This window comes from Bacteroides sp. FSHCM14E1 (genome assembly GCF_019633785.1).
GTDB lineage: Bacteria > Bacteroidota > Bacteroidia > Bacteroidales > Bacteroidaceae > Bacteroides > Bacteroides hominis.
The window spans coordinates 124,912-139,901 of sequence record NZ_JADKYL010000002.1; the positions used below are offsets into that span (position 1 = coordinate 124,912).

14 protein-coding genes are annotated in these 14,990 nt (G+C 44.9%); 10 read left to right on the forward strand and 4 right to left on the reverse strand.

The window, feature by feature from the left end; translation table 11 throughout:
- Nucleotides 1-3: 3 nt before the first annotated feature.
- The 6 genes from ISX59_RS03525 (at nt 4) to ISX59_RS03550 (ending at nt 5,427) form a co-directional block, all read left to right on the forward strand.
- Nucleotides 4-1,179: an MFS transporter gene (locus tag ISX59_RS03525; RefSeq protein ID WP_032540985.1), complete on the forward strand. Its 1,176-nt coding sequence runs from the start codon at nt 4-6 to the stop codon at nt 1,177-1,179.
- A gap of 31 nt (nt 1,180-1,210) precedes the next feature.
- Complete coding sequence (locus ISX59_RS03530; protein WP_005776072.1) at nt 1,211-1,648, forward strand: hypothetical protein; 438 nt, start codon at nt 1,211-1,213, stop codon at nt 1,646-1,648.
- A gap of 5 nt (nt 1,649-1,653) precedes the next feature.
- Nucleotides 1,654-2,532, forward strand: coding sequence for a VIT1/CCC1 transporter family protein (locus ISX59_RS03535; RefSeq protein ID WP_005776070.1), 879 nt, complete (start codon nt 1,654-1,656; stop codon nt 2,530-2,532).
- Between the two features lie 24 nt (nt 2,533-2,556).
- Complete coding sequence (locus tag ISX59_RS03540) at nt 2,557-3,987, forward strand: Na+/H+ antiporter NhaC family protein (protein WP_005776069.1); 1,431 nt, start codon at nt 2,557-2,559, stop codon at nt 3,985-3,987.
- Nucleotides 3,988-4,055: 68 nt separating this feature from the next.
- Complete coding sequence (locus ISX59_RS03545; protein ID WP_005776068.1) at nt 4,056-4,646, forward strand: DUF4251 domain-containing protein; 591 nt, start codon at nt 4,056-4,058, stop codon at nt 4,644-4,646.
- Between the two features lie 103 nt (nt 4,647-4,749).
- Nucleotides 4,750-5,427, forward strand: coding sequence for a response regulator transcription factor (locus tag ISX59_RS03550; RefSeq protein WP_005809625.1), 678 nt, complete (start codon nt 4,750-4,752; stop codon nt 5,425-5,427).
- A gap of 31 nt (nt 5,428-5,458) precedes the next feature.
- Here ISX59_RS03550 and mnmA read toward each other — a convergent pair whose 3' ends face one another.
- Together mnmA and ISX59_RS03560 are read right to left on the reverse strand one after the other, a co-directional pair.
- Entirely contained in the window at nt 5,459-6,520 is a 1,062-nt protein-coding gene (gene mnmA, locus ISX59_RS03555; RefSeq protein ID WP_005776066.1) for a tRNA 2-thiouridine(34) synthase MnmA, read from the reverse strand.
- Between the two features lie 3 nt (nt 6,521-6,523).
- A complete protein-coding gene (locus tag ISX59_RS03560; RefSeq protein ID WP_032540984.1) occupies nt 6,524-7,810 on the reverse strand; it encodes an O-acetylhomoserine aminocarboxypropyltransferase/cysteine synthase family protein in 1,287 nt (428 codons plus the stop codon).
- A gap of 168 nt (nt 7,811-7,978) precedes the next feature.
- Here ISX59_RS03560 and ISX59_RS03565 point away from each other — a divergent pair, with 168 nt between their 5' ends.
- Nucleotides 7,979-8,800, forward strand: coding sequence for a DUF4595 domain-containing protein (locus ISX59_RS03565; protein WP_032540983.1), 822 nt, complete (start codon nt 7,979-7,981; stop codon nt 8,798-8,800).
- Between the two features lie 128 nt (nt 8,801-8,928).
- Here ISX59_RS03565 and ISX59_RS03570 read toward each other — a convergent pair whose 3' ends face one another.
- Both ISX59_RS03570 and ISX59_RS03575 read right to left on the reverse strand, forming a co-directional pair.
- Nucleotides 8,929-9,747: an alpha/beta hydrolase family protein gene (locus ISX59_RS03570; RefSeq protein WP_005809632.1), complete on the reverse strand. Its 819-nt coding sequence runs from the start codon at nt 9,745-9,747 to the stop codon at nt 8,929-8,931.
- Between the two features lie 32 nt (nt 9,748-9,779).
- On the reverse strand, nt 9,780-10,217 hold the full coding sequence (locus tag ISX59_RS03575; RefSeq protein ID WP_005809635.1) for a putative signal transducing protein: 438 nt from the start codon (nt 10,215-10,217) through the stop codon (nt 9,780-9,782).
- Between the two features lie 107 nt (nt 10,218-10,324).
- Here ISX59_RS03575 and ISX59_RS03580 point away from each other — a divergent pair, with 107 nt between their 5' ends.
- The 3 genes from ISX59_RS03580 (at nt 10,325) to ISX59_RS03590 (ending at nt 14,985) form a co-directional block, all read left to right on the forward strand.
- On the forward strand, nt 10,325-12,697 hold the full coding sequence (locus ISX59_RS03580) for a TonB-dependent receptor (RefSeq protein WP_032540982.1): 2,373 nt from the start codon (nt 10,325-10,327) through the stop codon (nt 12,695-12,697).
- A 42-nt stretch (nt 12,698-12,739) separates the two neighbouring features.
- Nucleotides 12,740-13,540, forward strand: coding sequence for a M48 family metallopeptidase (locus ISX59_RS03585; RefSeq protein WP_005776059.1), 801 nt, complete (start codon nt 12,740-12,742; stop codon nt 13,538-13,540).
- Between the two features lie 158 nt (nt 13,541-13,698).
- Nucleotides 13,699-14,985: a hemolysin family protein gene (locus ISX59_RS03590; RefSeq protein WP_005776058.1), complete on the forward strand. Its 1,287-nt coding sequence runs from the start codon at nt 13,699-13,701 to the stop codon at nt 14,983-14,985.
- The last annotated feature ends 5 nt before the right edge of the window (nt 14,986-14,990 follow it).

The following is a 14,990-nucleotide window of genomic DNA, read 5'->3' on the forward strand; positions in this document are numbered from 1 at the left end:
GCCATGAAACAGATTTTGAAAGAAAATGGTGAATTACCGGCTTCAATACTTTGGACACTCGCCATTGTTGCAGGCATATCGGTAGCCAACCTTTACTATAACCAGCCCTTACTGAACATGATTCGCCATGAACTGGGCGTTTCGGAGTTTAAAACCAATCTGATCGCCATGGTGACACAGATCGGTTATGCGCTCGGATTATTGTTTATCGTTCCTTTAGGTGACTTATACCAGCGGAAACGTATCATTCTTACCAGTTTCTCCGTATTGATTCTCTCGTTGCTCGTCATCGCAATGGCTCCCAACATCCATATCATTCTTTGTGCTTCGCTTCTCACAGGTATCTGTTCGGTGATGCCACAAATATTTATCCCGATAGCCTCTCAGTTCTCGCGTCCGGAAAACAAGGGACGGAACGTAGGGATCGTAGTTTCGGGATTACTGACCGGCATCTTGGCTTCACGAGTGGTCAGCGGATTTATAGGAGAACTGTTTGGCTGGCGCGAAATGTATTATATCGCCGCAGGTATGATGCTGTTATGTGGCATTGTGGTCATGCGGGTATTGCCGGACATACGCCCTAACTTTCAGGGAAGGTATAGCGACTTAATGAAGTCTTTGTATTCATTATTGAAGCAATATCCCGAACTTCGCATTTTCTCTGTCCGTGCAGCACTTGCTTTCGGTTCATTTCTGGCTATGTGGTCGTGTCTGGCATTTAAGATGGGAGGTGCCCCGTTCTATGCCGACAGCCATGTCATCGGTATGTTAGGGTTGTGTGGCATTGCCGGTGCTTTGTCAGCTTCCCTCGTAGGAAAGTATGTACGGAGAGTCGGGGTCAGACGATTCAATTTCATCGGATGCGGACTGATTTTATTGGCTTGGTTCCTGCTGTTTGCAGGGGAAAACTCTTATTGGGGTATAGTTGCCGGCATCATTATCATCGATATAGGTATGCAATGTATCCAATTAAGTAACCAGACCCGCATCTTCGAACTCTGTCCGAGTGCTTCTAACCGCATTAATACAATTTTTATGACCACTTACTTCATAGGTGCCTCTACGGGGACGTTTCTGGCAGGAACATTCTGGCAGGCATTCGGTTGGCATGGAGTCGTTGGTACGGGAATAGCATTGACCATCGGTTCACTGCTGATTACTTTTTTCTCAAAACGATAATCCGAAGTCACCTAATAATTGTTATATAGACATGAAGTACGGAGTAAACAGACAAGTATTATTAATCACAGCCGGTATCGTTTGGATAATAGCGGGGGCCAATCTCCTGCGTATAGGTATTGTGACCTGGCTCAATGACTCACGCCACTGGCACTTCAAGGTAGGCGAAGCTACGGTTGTCTTCCTATTGTTTTTTATTCTCGTCTTCCGAAAGCTCTACTATAAACATACCCGCCGGATCGAACAAAAGAAAAAGGAAAAGAATTGCCCCTTCTCTTTTTTCGACGCAAAGGGATGGATTGTCATGTGCTTCATGATAGCGATGGGAATCACCATTCGTTCGCTACATCTGTTACCCGATACGTTCATCTCGGTTTTCTACACCGGACTCTCACTGGCACTTATGTTCACAGGGGTATTATTTATCCGCTATTGGTGGTGCAGAAGACAGGATATCTTGCAAAATTAAGAGTTATGAAAACGAACCTGAATAAAGAAATGAATGAAGAGTTTATCCGTTTCCAAAGAAACGAAAAAACCGAAAGCATCGTATACGAACGGCTGGCCTCTATTGAAAAAGACGAATCGAACCGCAGAGTATTACGCCTGATTTCAGCAGAAGAAAAGGCACATTATGCCACACTGAAGAAGTATACAGGAACCGATGTAGCACCCGACCGGATGCGTATAGCCAAATACTACTGGTTGGCACGGGTCCTGGGTATTACATTTGCAATTAAGCTGATGGAATCGAGCGAAGAGAACGCACATCATGATTATGCCAAATATACCGATTTTCCGGATCTCCAGCAGTTGGCCAAAGAAGAGGAAATCCACGAACAGAAACTAATCGGACTGATCAACGAAGAGCGGCTTGAATATATGGGATCGGTAGTACTCGGCCTAAATGATGCCTTGGTAGAGTTTACCGGAGCACTGGCCGGTTTCACTTTGGCATTAAGCGACTCCAGGCTGATTGCCCTGACCGGAAGCATCACCGGAATAGCGGCAGCTTTATCAATGGCTTCGTCCGAATACCTCTCGACCAAATCGGAAGGCGGAGAAAACAAACACCCGGTGAAAGCAGCTATCTATACGGGAATCGCCTATATCATCACGGTGGCGGCACTGGTTGCTCCGTTCATCCTGATTGAAAACGTACTGATAGCTTTAGGGGTAATGTTGGCCATGGCTTTAATGATCATCGCATTGTTCAATTACTACTATTCCGTGGCACGCGGAGAGAGCTTCCGCAAAAGATTTACCGAAATGGCGGTACTCAGTTTCAGTGTAGCCGGTATCAGCTTCCTGATAGGTTACGCACTGAAAACATTTACAGGAATAGATGCTTGAAAATAAAAAAGGAAAAGAAGAATCATGAAAAAAATCCCCTCGCCCCTTGTCTCGTTGATCCCCTTGATCGTACTGGTTGCCCTGCTATTTGCCACCATACGCACATTTGGCAGCGATGCACTCAGCGGAGGCAGCCAGGTGTCCCTCCTGACCACAACAGCTGTTTGTGTACTGATCGGCATGGGATTCTACAAGATAGGATGGAAAGACTTTGAACTGGCTATTACGAACAATATTACCGGTGTATCTTCCGCACTGATTATCCTCTTAATTATTGGCGCCCTGAGTGGTGCGTGGATGATCAGTGGCGTAGTTCCGACACTGATTTATTACGGTATACAAATCATTCATCCCAGTTTTTTCCTGACCTCTACCTGCATTATTTGCGCATTGGTATCGGTTATGACCGGAAGTTCCTGGACCACGATTGCCACCATCGGGATCGCCCTAATGGGAATCGGGAAAGCACAAGGTTTTGAAGAAGGATGGATCGCCGGAGCTATTATTTCGGGAGCTTACTTCGGAGATAAAATCTCACCGTTATCGGATACTACGATATTAGCCGCCTCGGTTACCGACACCCCCCTGTTCAAGCACATCCGCTATATGCTGATAACCACTGTGCCATCATTAATCATCACCTTGATAATCTTCACTGTAGCCGGGCTGTCACACAATGCCGGAAATACAGAACATATAGCAGAGTTCTCGGCAGCACTGGCAGGAAAATTCCACATTACGCCATGGTTGCTGATTGTACCGATAGGAACAGGCATACTGATTGCCCGTCGGGTACCTTCCATTATCACCTTGTTCTTGTCGGCAGCATTGGCAGGAGTATTTGCGGTATTCTTCCAACCCGATCTATTGCAAGAAATATCCGGTGCTCAGAATTCCGAAGGTATTCAGTCCATCTTTAAAGGATTGATGATGACCCTTTATGGAGGAACCAGCCTACAGACAAGCAACGAAGCACTCACCGAACTTGTGGCCACCCGTGGCATGGCGGGTATGATGAATACGGTATGGCTTATCATCTGTGCCATGTGCTTCGGAGGAGCCATGACTGCCAGCGGAATGTTGGGAAGTATCACTTCCGTATTTGTCCGCTTCATGAAAAATACGGTTAGCATGGTGGCTTCTACGGTCTGTTCGGGTATCTTCCTGAACCTCGCCACAGCCGACCAATATATCAGCATTATCCTGACCGGAAACATGTTCCGGGATATATATGAAAAGAAAGGTTATGAAAGCTGTCTGCTCAGCCGGACTACGGAAGATTCTGTTACAGTAACTTCCGTCTTGATACCATGGAATACCTGCGGAATGACACAGGCCACGATATTAAGTGTTCCGACACTGGTTTATCTTCCTTATTGCTTCTTCAACATTATCAGTCCGTTAATGAGCATTACGATTGCCGCTATCGGATATAAAATTGTGAGACGCAAGTGAACAATCTGAAAAGGGAGTTGTTCTTGGAATAAACGAACAACAGTTTTAAACCTAAACAAAAAAAAGTTATGAAAAAGTTTATTGCATTAGTAGCATTGGTATTAGTAAGTGCATCGACCATGATGTATGCACAAGAGTCTAACAGGGAGGTGCGTCGGGCAGACCGCAAGGCACAAAGAGACGCCGAAAGAGCCAGACTGAAAGCCGAAGAACAGGCTGCCGACCAAGTAGCGTATCAACAAGCCGTACAAGCTATCAAAGACAAACAGTTTGTATTGGAAGCCGACCAAGTGATTTTCAAACGTGGCCAGACCGCTTTCGTGTCGTCAAACACTAACTTTGTGATGCTGAATGGACAGAGAGCAACTGTGCAGGTGGCATTCAACACTCCGTACCCCGGCCCTAACGGAATTGGTGGTGTAACTGTGGATGGAACTACTTCGGACGTAAAAGTGACTACCGATAAAAGAGGAAACGTAAACTGTAACTTCAGCGTACAGGGTATCGGTATCTCGGCTCAGGTATTTATCACATTGACCAACGGTGGAAATAACGCTACTGTAACCATTAACCCGAACTTCAACTCCAATACATTAACTCTGAGCGGTAACCTCGTTCCGCTGAGTCAGTCGGATGTATTTAAAGGCCGTTCATGGTAATAAAAGTAACGAGTGGCCCTCTACTCGTAACTAATTCACATAACTCCGTTGCAAATCGCACAAAAAGTGTACATTTGCAACGGAGTTTTTTTATGGATAGATTATGAGAGAATATATCATCGCAGATAACCAAGACATCACGAAAGCAGGAATGATGTTTTTGTTAAGCAAGCAGAAAGAAGTAAGCCTGTTGCTGGAAGCCGACAATAAAATAGAGTTGGTTCAGCTATTACGCATTCATCCGCAAGCGGTGGTTATTTTAGATTATACATTGTTCGATTTTTCCGGTGCGGATGAACTGATTATCCTTCAGGAACGATTCAAAGAGTCGGATTGGCTCTTGTTCTCCGACGAATTGAGTATCGGCTTCCTGAGGCAGGTCTTGTTCAGCAGCCATGCGTTCGGAGTAGTGTTGAAAGATAACTCCAAAGAAGAAATTATGTCGGCTCTGCAATGCGCATCACGCAAAGAACGCTTTATCTGCAATCACGTAAGCAATCTGCTGTTATCGGGAAGCGGAAATACAAACACTGCTTCATCCGTGCATACTTTCGTGCCGCAGGAAGACCGCCTGCTTACACCGACAGAAAAAATAATCCTGAAAGAAATAGCTTTGGGAAAAACGACCAAAGAGATAGCCGCAGAGAAGAATCTGAGCTTCCATACCATCAACAGTCACCGAAAGAATATATTCCGTAAACTGGGAGTGAACAATGTGCACGAGGCCATCAAATATGCCATGCGGGCAGGCATTGTTGACTTGGCGGAATATTATATTTGAAAAAACGAAAGAAAGATTTTCGGGCGAGGCATCATCCTATTTCACCACTCCCGAAACAAATTCTGGATTCGGCATCATAAATCACCCCGAACTGTCCCGGAGCAATTCCCTGTAATTTCTCGGAAGAGATAATCCGGTAACCGTCTGCATCCTGTATCAAGCGCCCTTTGATAAACTCCGGTGTATGCCGGATCTTAAACGTAACGTCCTCCTCGCCTGTCGAATCTTTCCACGGATTACTTGTGATAAAGTTGAAGTCTTTCATCCTGAATTCGTATCCGTACTGTTTATCAGCATCGTACCCATGTGAGACGTAAATAATGTTATCCTGAATATCCTTTTTCACAACGAACCAAGGGCCTCCCCCCAATCCCAACCCCTTTCGCTGGCCAATGGTATGAAACCAATAGCCGCGATGGGTTCCAATCTTTTTACCTGTTTCGAGTTCGATCACCGCCCCTTCTTTTTCACCCAGAAAGCGACGGACGAAATCGTTATAATTTATCTTGCCTAAAAAACAAATTCCCTGGCTGTCTTTCCGGCGGGCACTGGGCAACCCGGCCTTCAAAGCTATCTCGCGAACTTCATGCTTCATCAGTCCTCCTATCGGAAACAGTAACTTTGAAACTTGCAGATAATCAATCTGTGCCAGAAAATCGGTCTGGTCTTTTATAGGGTCTTTAGCTGTACCCAACCAAGTTTTCTCCCCCAGTTGCAAAGTCGTAGCATAATGTCCGGTTGCCGTAAGATCGAAATCTTTTCCTACCTGCTGTTCAAAACATCCAAACTTGATCAGTTTATTGCACATCACATCCGGATTCGGTGTCTGTCCCTTCCGTATCTTCTCGATGGCATAAGCAGCCACATTATCCCAATATTCCCGATGCAGGTCCACAACTTCCAGTTCCAAACCGTAACGCCGAGCTATGGCAGTAGATAACTCGATATCCTCTTCGGCGGAACAATCCATGTATTCCGCTCCGTCCATCCCTATTTTTATGTAAAAAAGTGTAGGTTTATATCCCTGCTCACAAAGCAAGTGTACCACAACCGAACTGTCTACTCCTCCTGATAATAATGCTGCTATATCCATTTTTTAAATTTTCTCTAATGCCTGACGCAAGTCATCAATAATATCTTCAATATGTTCCGTACCTATCGAAAGTCTTACCGTTCCGGGCTTAATTCCCTGCTCCGCCAACTCCTGTGCATTCAGTTGCGAGTGTGTGGTAGTGGCCGGATGAATCACCAGCGACTTCACATCGGCCACATTGGCCAGCAAAGAGAATATCTGCAGACTATCGATAAATTTCTGCGCTTCCTCCGTTCCTCCTTTTACCTCAAAAGTGAAGATAGAACCTGCTCCATCAGGGAAATAACGCTGATAGATAGCATGATCCGGATGATCGGGCAGCGATGGATGATTAACAGCTGCTACCTTCGGATGGTTCACCAGAAAATCAATAACCTTCAAAGCATTGGCTACATGTCGTTCTACACGCAAAGACAAAGTCTCTAATCCCTGTAACAGAATAAAAGCATTGAACGGACTGATGGCAGCTCCCGTATCGCGCAACAGTACGGCACGTATACGGACAATATAGGCAGCTGCCCCGGCAGCATCTACAAACCGTACACCATGATAGCTTGCATCAGGTTCGGTCAGTTGAGGGAATTTACCGGAAGCGACCCAATCAAATTTACCGGAATCGACAATAGCCCCTCCCAACGAACTGCCGTGTCCACCAATGAATTTAGTGGCAGAATGTATTACGATATCTGCTCCATGCTCAATGGGACGGATAAGGTAAGGCGTACCGAAAGTATTATCCACAATCAGCGGAATCCGATATTTATGGGCAATGGCGGCTACGGCATCCATATCGATAATATTGGAATTGGGGTTTCCCAGAGTTTCGATAAATATCGCCTTTGTATTTTCACGAATAGCCCGTTCGAAATTAAAAAGGTCGGACGGATCTACAAAAGTGGTTGTTACTCCATAAGTAGGCAGAGTATGTGCCAGCAAGTTGTATGTGCCCCCATAAATGGTCTTGGCAGCTACAATATGGTCACCGGAACGAGTGATATTCTCGATAGCATATGTCACGGCTGCGGCTCCGGAAGCAACGGCAAGACCGCCTACTCCACCCTCGAGAACCGCTATACGCTCTTCCAATACTCCCTGAGTGGAATTGGTAAGACGTCCATAAATATTCCCCGGGTCCTGCAATCCGAAACGTGCGGCAGCATGGGCCGAATCCCGGAATACATAAGAAGTTGTCTGATAAATAGGTACGGCACGTGCATCGGTTGCCGGATCGGGAGTCTCTTGTCCAACATGAAGTTGTAAAGTCTCAAAATGTAATTTCTTCGTTTCCATTTGCTATCTATATTTAGAGTTTATTGTCAGTGTCCAATTTTTATATGTTGCAAAGATAGAAGAATCCGACCGGGGAAGAAATCGCACATTGAAGGCATTTTTATACCATAATCGTGGTAGATAAAGAGGTTATTAACTACATTTGCAGGCGAATAAAACATTATTGATATGAATAAACTTTTATACTGTTTCCTTTTATCATTTTCTGTCATGGCTGTTTCGGCATGTACCGATGATAAGGAAGAGCAGAATCTTCCCCCGGTTCCCGATTTCAACCAAATGACCCTGAAGGAAAATTTGCACAGTGACGGAGGCGATGTATACCGCACGGATACTTACGTATTCAATAACAATAAATTAACGACCCACACCACTGTACAGGAGTTCTACGGACAGAACCTGACACACGAAGTGACTCTTTCCTACTCCGGCAACGAAGTGACGTTGACGGATGAAAACGGGAATACGGGTACCTATACTTTAGGAGATACGGGATATGCCACCGAATGCACTTATAAATTGTCCAGCCAGATCAGAAAGTATAAATTCACATATTCCAGCGAATATCTTACTCGGATCGACGAAGAAATAGACGGTACACCTTATTCTTCTGTGGAATTGGCATACGATAACGGAAATTTAAGCCATATCATAGCCAATGGCCAGCAAACCAATTATCAGGTGGGAAATACGAAGAACCTGTATCAGCTTCCCTGCCTGCAGGTTTGTGATATTTACCCCCTGTCCCTCCACACCGACGCTATTTATGCCAGACTGTTGGGCACCCAGTCAAAGTATCTGATTATCGGAAACACTCCGGAAGGAAACGAGGAGGAATATACAAAATACACTTATGAACTGGATAAAGACGGCAAACCAACCGGAATCATAGCAAAGACTACCTCTACGGGTACTGTGATCGATATAAACGGTAATGCATACAATGAAACGAAAACAGATACGAGAACCATCAATATCAATATTGAATAAGAAGAACGGCTTTGCCTCTGCCCTCACGAAGTAGTGAAGTAATGCCCCATCCAAACCTACCCAGGCTTCATATACGGAGGGAGAAGAGTGGCACTTATAATCCCAGAATGCTCTTTATCACCTGTTCCCTACTTCTTGGCAAAGAACTTACTGAAGAAGAGGATTTGATAATCAATGGAATTATTCCAGTATTTCCCGTTATGTTCACCGGGACGGGTAATAAAATCATGATTGATCTTGCGCCCCAACAACCGGTTATGAAAGTCTTTGTTTACATTCAGAAAAAAATCATCTTCACCACAATCAATAATCAAAGCGAGATCGCCATTCTGAATTTTATCAAGTTGATTGACTACCGTATGTTCATCCCACACCTTTTTATTGGAAGCCATTTCACCCAACTGTTTGTTCATACTCCAATTCTGCGGAAAAGGGCGGATATCGACACCTCCACTGGTGCTTCCTGCTGCTCCAAACACATCTTTATGACGGATGCCGAGCCACATAGCCCCATGTCCTCCCATACTGAGTCCGGTGATGGCACGCCCCTTACGGTCGGCAATCGTTTTATAATTCCGGTCAATATAACTCACTAACTCCGAAGAAACAAATGTTTCATACCGGTACGCCGGATTCTTGGGGCTATCCCAGTACCAACTGTCTTTCCCGTCGGGACATACAAAAATAATCCCTTTTTCATCTGCGATTTCCGGTAAGTTCGGTTTTATCTGAATCCAAGTCTTGGCATGGCCGCCATAACCATGCAACAAATAGAGCACAGGACACTCCACCGCCTGTTTTCCAGAAGCAACATCAGGAGTCACTACCACTACTTGAACCTCCTTATTCATAGAGGGGCTCTTCACCATCAGCGTATCCACTTTTGCAGCGCTAAGAGGTAAAGCGAGTAAGAGCAGACAAGCCAAAATAAAGTTTCTTCTTTTCATTTTTAATCTATGTTTTTTAGCGTTTACCTTTGTTAATCCCCCACTTCGGGAACAACAGGATTGAATTCCGCAACCGGTTTCTCAAAAGCTTTTCCACAGTGGCTGCAAATATATTCCCAATGATTATCTCCCGGCGGAACACCTGCCAGCATAGAAGCGATGGCAGCGCTGATGGCTTTCATCCGGTGCTCCTTTTTAAGAACAAACCTAATTTGATCCGAACCGCAGAAAGGACAAAACTTCTGTTCTTCAGGAATCATCTGATTCTGCTGTAACAATCGCACGGCCGCTTCGTAATCACAATCGGCCACCAAAACATCTACTCCGGAGATGTCACGGACATAACCTCGCAACAATGTCGACATATTTTCATTATGTAACAGAGAGTCGATGCCTTCGTTAGCAAGTGCTCCCTGAATGATATGAGCTTGAACGGCATCATTACAAGTAATCAGCTTTATGGTTTTCATAATTTATATTTAAAACTTCCCCACAAAAATAGCAGATAAAAACGAGAGGCAAAACCTTTTTTATATAACTTTGCACAGAATTCACAAAGTATATTGAAACCAGGCCAATGAAAAAAACTGTTTTCTTCCTGTTTCTTTTGGGCTTGCTCACGGCAGCCGGTGCGCAACCAACGCACAAAATCAAGGGGACTGTAATTGACAAAGCCAGCCGTCAACCACTGGAATTTATCAATGTACTGATCTTGGGGCTGGGACGTGGAGCGGTGACAGATGCTGAAGGGCACTTCAACATCCAGGAAGTCCCCCCCGGTATTTATCGCCTTCAGGCATCTGCGGTAGGATATAAAACGGTACTTACCCCCGAATATATTGTCTCCACTAAAGATCTTACCATCCAAATCGAAACGGAAGAGAACCTGACCGAACTGGAAGGAGTCACAGTGACCGCCTCCCCCTTCCGGCGTGATCTGGAAAGTCCTGTCGGACTACGCATCATCGGCCTGCAGGAAATTGAGAAAAGTCCGGGGGCCAACCGGGATATTTCACGCATCGTACAGTCATATCCGGGGGTTGCTTTCTCTCCGGCAGGATACAGGAACGACCTGATTGTCAGGGGTGGTTCTCCATCCGAAAACCGATTCTATCTGGACGGAGTGGAAATACCTAACATTAATCATTTCAGTACACAAGGGGCATCGGGTGGTCCCGTAGGAATCATCAATGCCGACTTGGTCCGTGAAGTGAATTTCTATACCGGAGCCTTTCCTGCCGACAAAGGCAATTCACTCAGCTCGGTGCTTGACTTCAAATTGCGTGACGGCGACATGGAACGCAATTCACTCAAGGCGACACTGGGTGCCTCGGAGGTATCTTTAGCATCTAACGGACATCTTGGCAAAAAGACTTCCTATCTGGTTTCAGTACGGCAGTCTTACCTCCAATTCCTGTTCGATATGCTGGGCCTACCATTTCTGCCTACATTTACAGATGCGCAATTCAAATTGAAAACCCGTTTCAATACGACTAACGAACTGACTGTACTGGGGCTTGGCGGCATCGACAACATGAAACTGAACACGAAACTCGACGGAGAAAAAGCCGAATATATCCTCAGCTATTTACCTAAAATTCAGCAGGAAACCTTCACACTGGGAGCGGTATACCGTCATTATGCCGGAGCCCATGTACAATCTGTTGTTATAAGCCACAGTTATCTGAATAACCGCAACACCAAATATCTGAACAACGACGAAAGTAGTGCAAAAAACCTGTCATTGAAATTACGCTCGGTGGAACAGGAGACCAAGTTCCGGATAGAAAATGCCTCGACGTTCGGAAACTGGAAAGTAAATTTGGGAGCTAACCTGGACTATTCGCAATATACCAATACCACTTTCCAACGGGTTTATATCGATGGAGGCAAGACCTTCGATTATCATACCTATTTGGGATTTTGGCGCTGGGGATTATTCGGAACCATTAGTTATGCTACACCCGACGAACGGTTTACCACCTCACTCGGAGTACGGACTGATGCCAACAACTTCTCTTCCGGCATGAAGGGAATGTCCGATCAGTTGTCTCCCCGCCTGTCACTCTCCTACCGGCTGACGGATGGAGTCTACTTGAGCGGGAATGCCGGACTGTATTATCAGTTGCCTCCTTATACCGGATTGGGATTCAAGAATAACAATGGCAAACTGGTCAACAAATACCTCCGTTACATGAGAGTCAGTCAGGAAAGCATAGGGCTGAGTTGGCGTCCGCGCAATACCTTCGAGTTATCTATTGAAGGTTTCTATAAAAAATATGATAAAATACCATTCTCTATTGTCGACGGGATACCTCTGGCCTGTAAAGGAAACGATTACGGAGTGATCGGGAATGAAGCATTAAGTTCTACCTCACAAGGAAGGGCATATGGAGCAGAAATACTGATGAAATGGCTGATAGCCAAAAAGCTGAATCTGTCCTCTTCGTTCACATTATTCAAAAGTGAATACCGCAACAACAAAGAATCCGAATACATAGCTTCCGCCTGGGACAACCGATACATATTCAATATGAGTGGAACCTATAACTTTCCTCACAACTGGAGTCTGGGAATGAAGGTCAGTTACATCGGCGGAGCCCCCTACACACCTTACGATATTGACAAATCCTCTCTGGTGACGGCATGGAATGCCCAAGGACGGCCCTATTATGATTACGGCCAATATAACACAGGACGCTTGCCGGCCTTTGGGCAACTGGATGTCCGCGTTGACAAAACATTCTATTTGAAACGCTGTATGCTCGGTTTTTACATTGACCTGCAAAATGTGACAAACAGCAAGTTCCGCCAGCCGGACATATTGATGAGTACGGGAGTCATCGAAAATCCGTCGGCTCCGATAGCCGAACAACGCTATAAGATGAAATACATCTCTCAAAAAAGCGGAACTTTAATGCCTACATTAGGAATCACATTTGAATATTAAACACATAGACAACTATATTATTAATTACAAAAACTTACTAAAATGAAAAAGAGAATTGTTTTTATCGCAGCACTGTTATGTGGAATGTGCTTCACGACTGCCTCGGCACAATTTAAAATCGGCGGTAAAAAAATCAATGTAGGCAAAGTGGTACAGGCAGGAAGTGACGCAGCTAAAGCAATCACGCTGTCGGATGCCGACATTGCAGCTATGAGCAAAGAATATATGCAATGGATGGATACCCACAATCCGCTGACAGCTGCTGACAGTGAGTATGGCAAACGACTGGAGAAACTGACCGGACACATCAAAGAAGTGGACGGACTGAAAGTAAATTTCGGCGTATACGAGGTTGTGGATGTGAACGCTTTTGCATGTGGTGACGGCAGTGTACGCATTTGTGCCGGTCTGATGGACATTATGACAGACGATGAAGTAATGGCTGTAGTAGGACACGAAATCGGACACGTGATTCATACAGACTCAAAAGATGCAATGAAGAATGCTTATCTCCGTTCGGCCGTAAAAAATGCCGCAGGAGCTGCCAGCTCGACTGTAGCTAAACTGTCAGATTCTGAACTGGGTGCCATGGCGGAAGCATTGGCCGGTGCGCAATACTCTCAGAAACAGGAGACAGAGGCGGACGACTATGGTTTTGAATTTAGCATCAAACATAATATCGATCCATACGCAATGTACAATGCATTGAACAAATTATTGGAATTATCGGCCGAAGCCCCGAAAGAATCCAAATTCCAGAAAATGTTCTCTTCACATCCGGATACAGCCAAACGCGTAGCCCGAGCTAAAGAAAAAGCTGACGAATACACCAAGAATAAATAAACCCGGATACAACATTTTCTGATCCTACATAAGGCCGGCCCCCACATCCGGAGGGTCGGCCTCAACTTTTTTTGAAAAAATTCATTAATAATTTCGATAGATTTTGCATGAGTCCGTACTTTAGTGTAATTTGCGGTCATGAAACTATTCACATCTATATGGAATTCTTAATCATTATTCTTTTACTCGTACTGAATGGTATTTTTGCCATGTACGAGATCGCCTTAGTATCTTCAAGTAAAGCACGCCTTGAAACCCTGGTAAGCAAAGGAAATAAATCAGCACGGGGAGTACTGAAACAATTGGAAGAACCCGAAAAATTTCTTTCTACCATCCAGATTGGTATTACGCTGATCGGTATCATATCGGGTGCTTATGGTGGAGTGGCCATTGCCGACGATGTAGTTCCCCTTTTCGCTATGATTCCGGGAGCCGAACCTTATGCAAAAGACCTCGCTATGATTACCACAGTAGTCATCATTACTTATTTGTCGCTGATCATCGGAGAGCTGGTTCCCAAATCCATTGCTCTTAGTAATCCGGAACGCTATGCAACCCTGTTAAGCCCCGTCATGATTCTGCTGACTAAAATTTCTTATCCTTTCGTATGGTTACTCAGCATCTCTACCCGCCTGCTTAATAAGCTGATTGGGCTGAAAAGTGAAGAGCGGCTGATGACCCAAGAAGAATTGAAAATGATTCTGCATCAAAGTTCGGAACAGGGAGTCATCGACAAAGAAGAAACCGAAATGTTGCGCGATGTATTCCGGTTTTCGGATAAACGTGCCAACGAACTGATGACCCATCGTCGCGACCTGATCGTTCTGCATACGACAGACAGTAAAGAAAAAGTCCTTCAGACCATCGAAGATAAACACTTCAGCAAATACCTGCTGATCGATGATAATACAGAAGAGATAGCAGGTGTCGTTTCTGTAAAAGATATTATCTTAATGGTAGGCACCGAACAGGAGTTTGATCTGAAAGAAATCACCCGTCCGGCACTATTTATACCGGAAAGTTTGTACGCAAAAAAAGTTTTAGAGCTATTTAAGAAGAACAAAAATAAGTTCGGAGTTGTTGTTAACGAGTATGGCAGCACGGAGGGCATTATTACCCTGCACGACCTGACCGAAAGTATCTTTGGAGACATTCTGGAAGAGGACGATACTGAAGAAGAGGAAATCGTTCGCAGACAGGACGGCTCTTTGTTGGTAGAAGCTTCGATGAACATCGGGGACTTTATGGAAGAGATGGGAATTCTCTCTTATGATGACATCGAGTCGGAAGACTTTACCACATTGGGCGGACTTGCGATGTTCCTGATAGGACGCATTCCAAAAGCCGGAGATATATTCATTTATAAAAACCTGCAGTTCGAAGTAGTGGACATGGACCGCGGGAGGGTCGATAAGCTGCTTGTCATAAAGAAAGAAGAAGAGTAGGAATA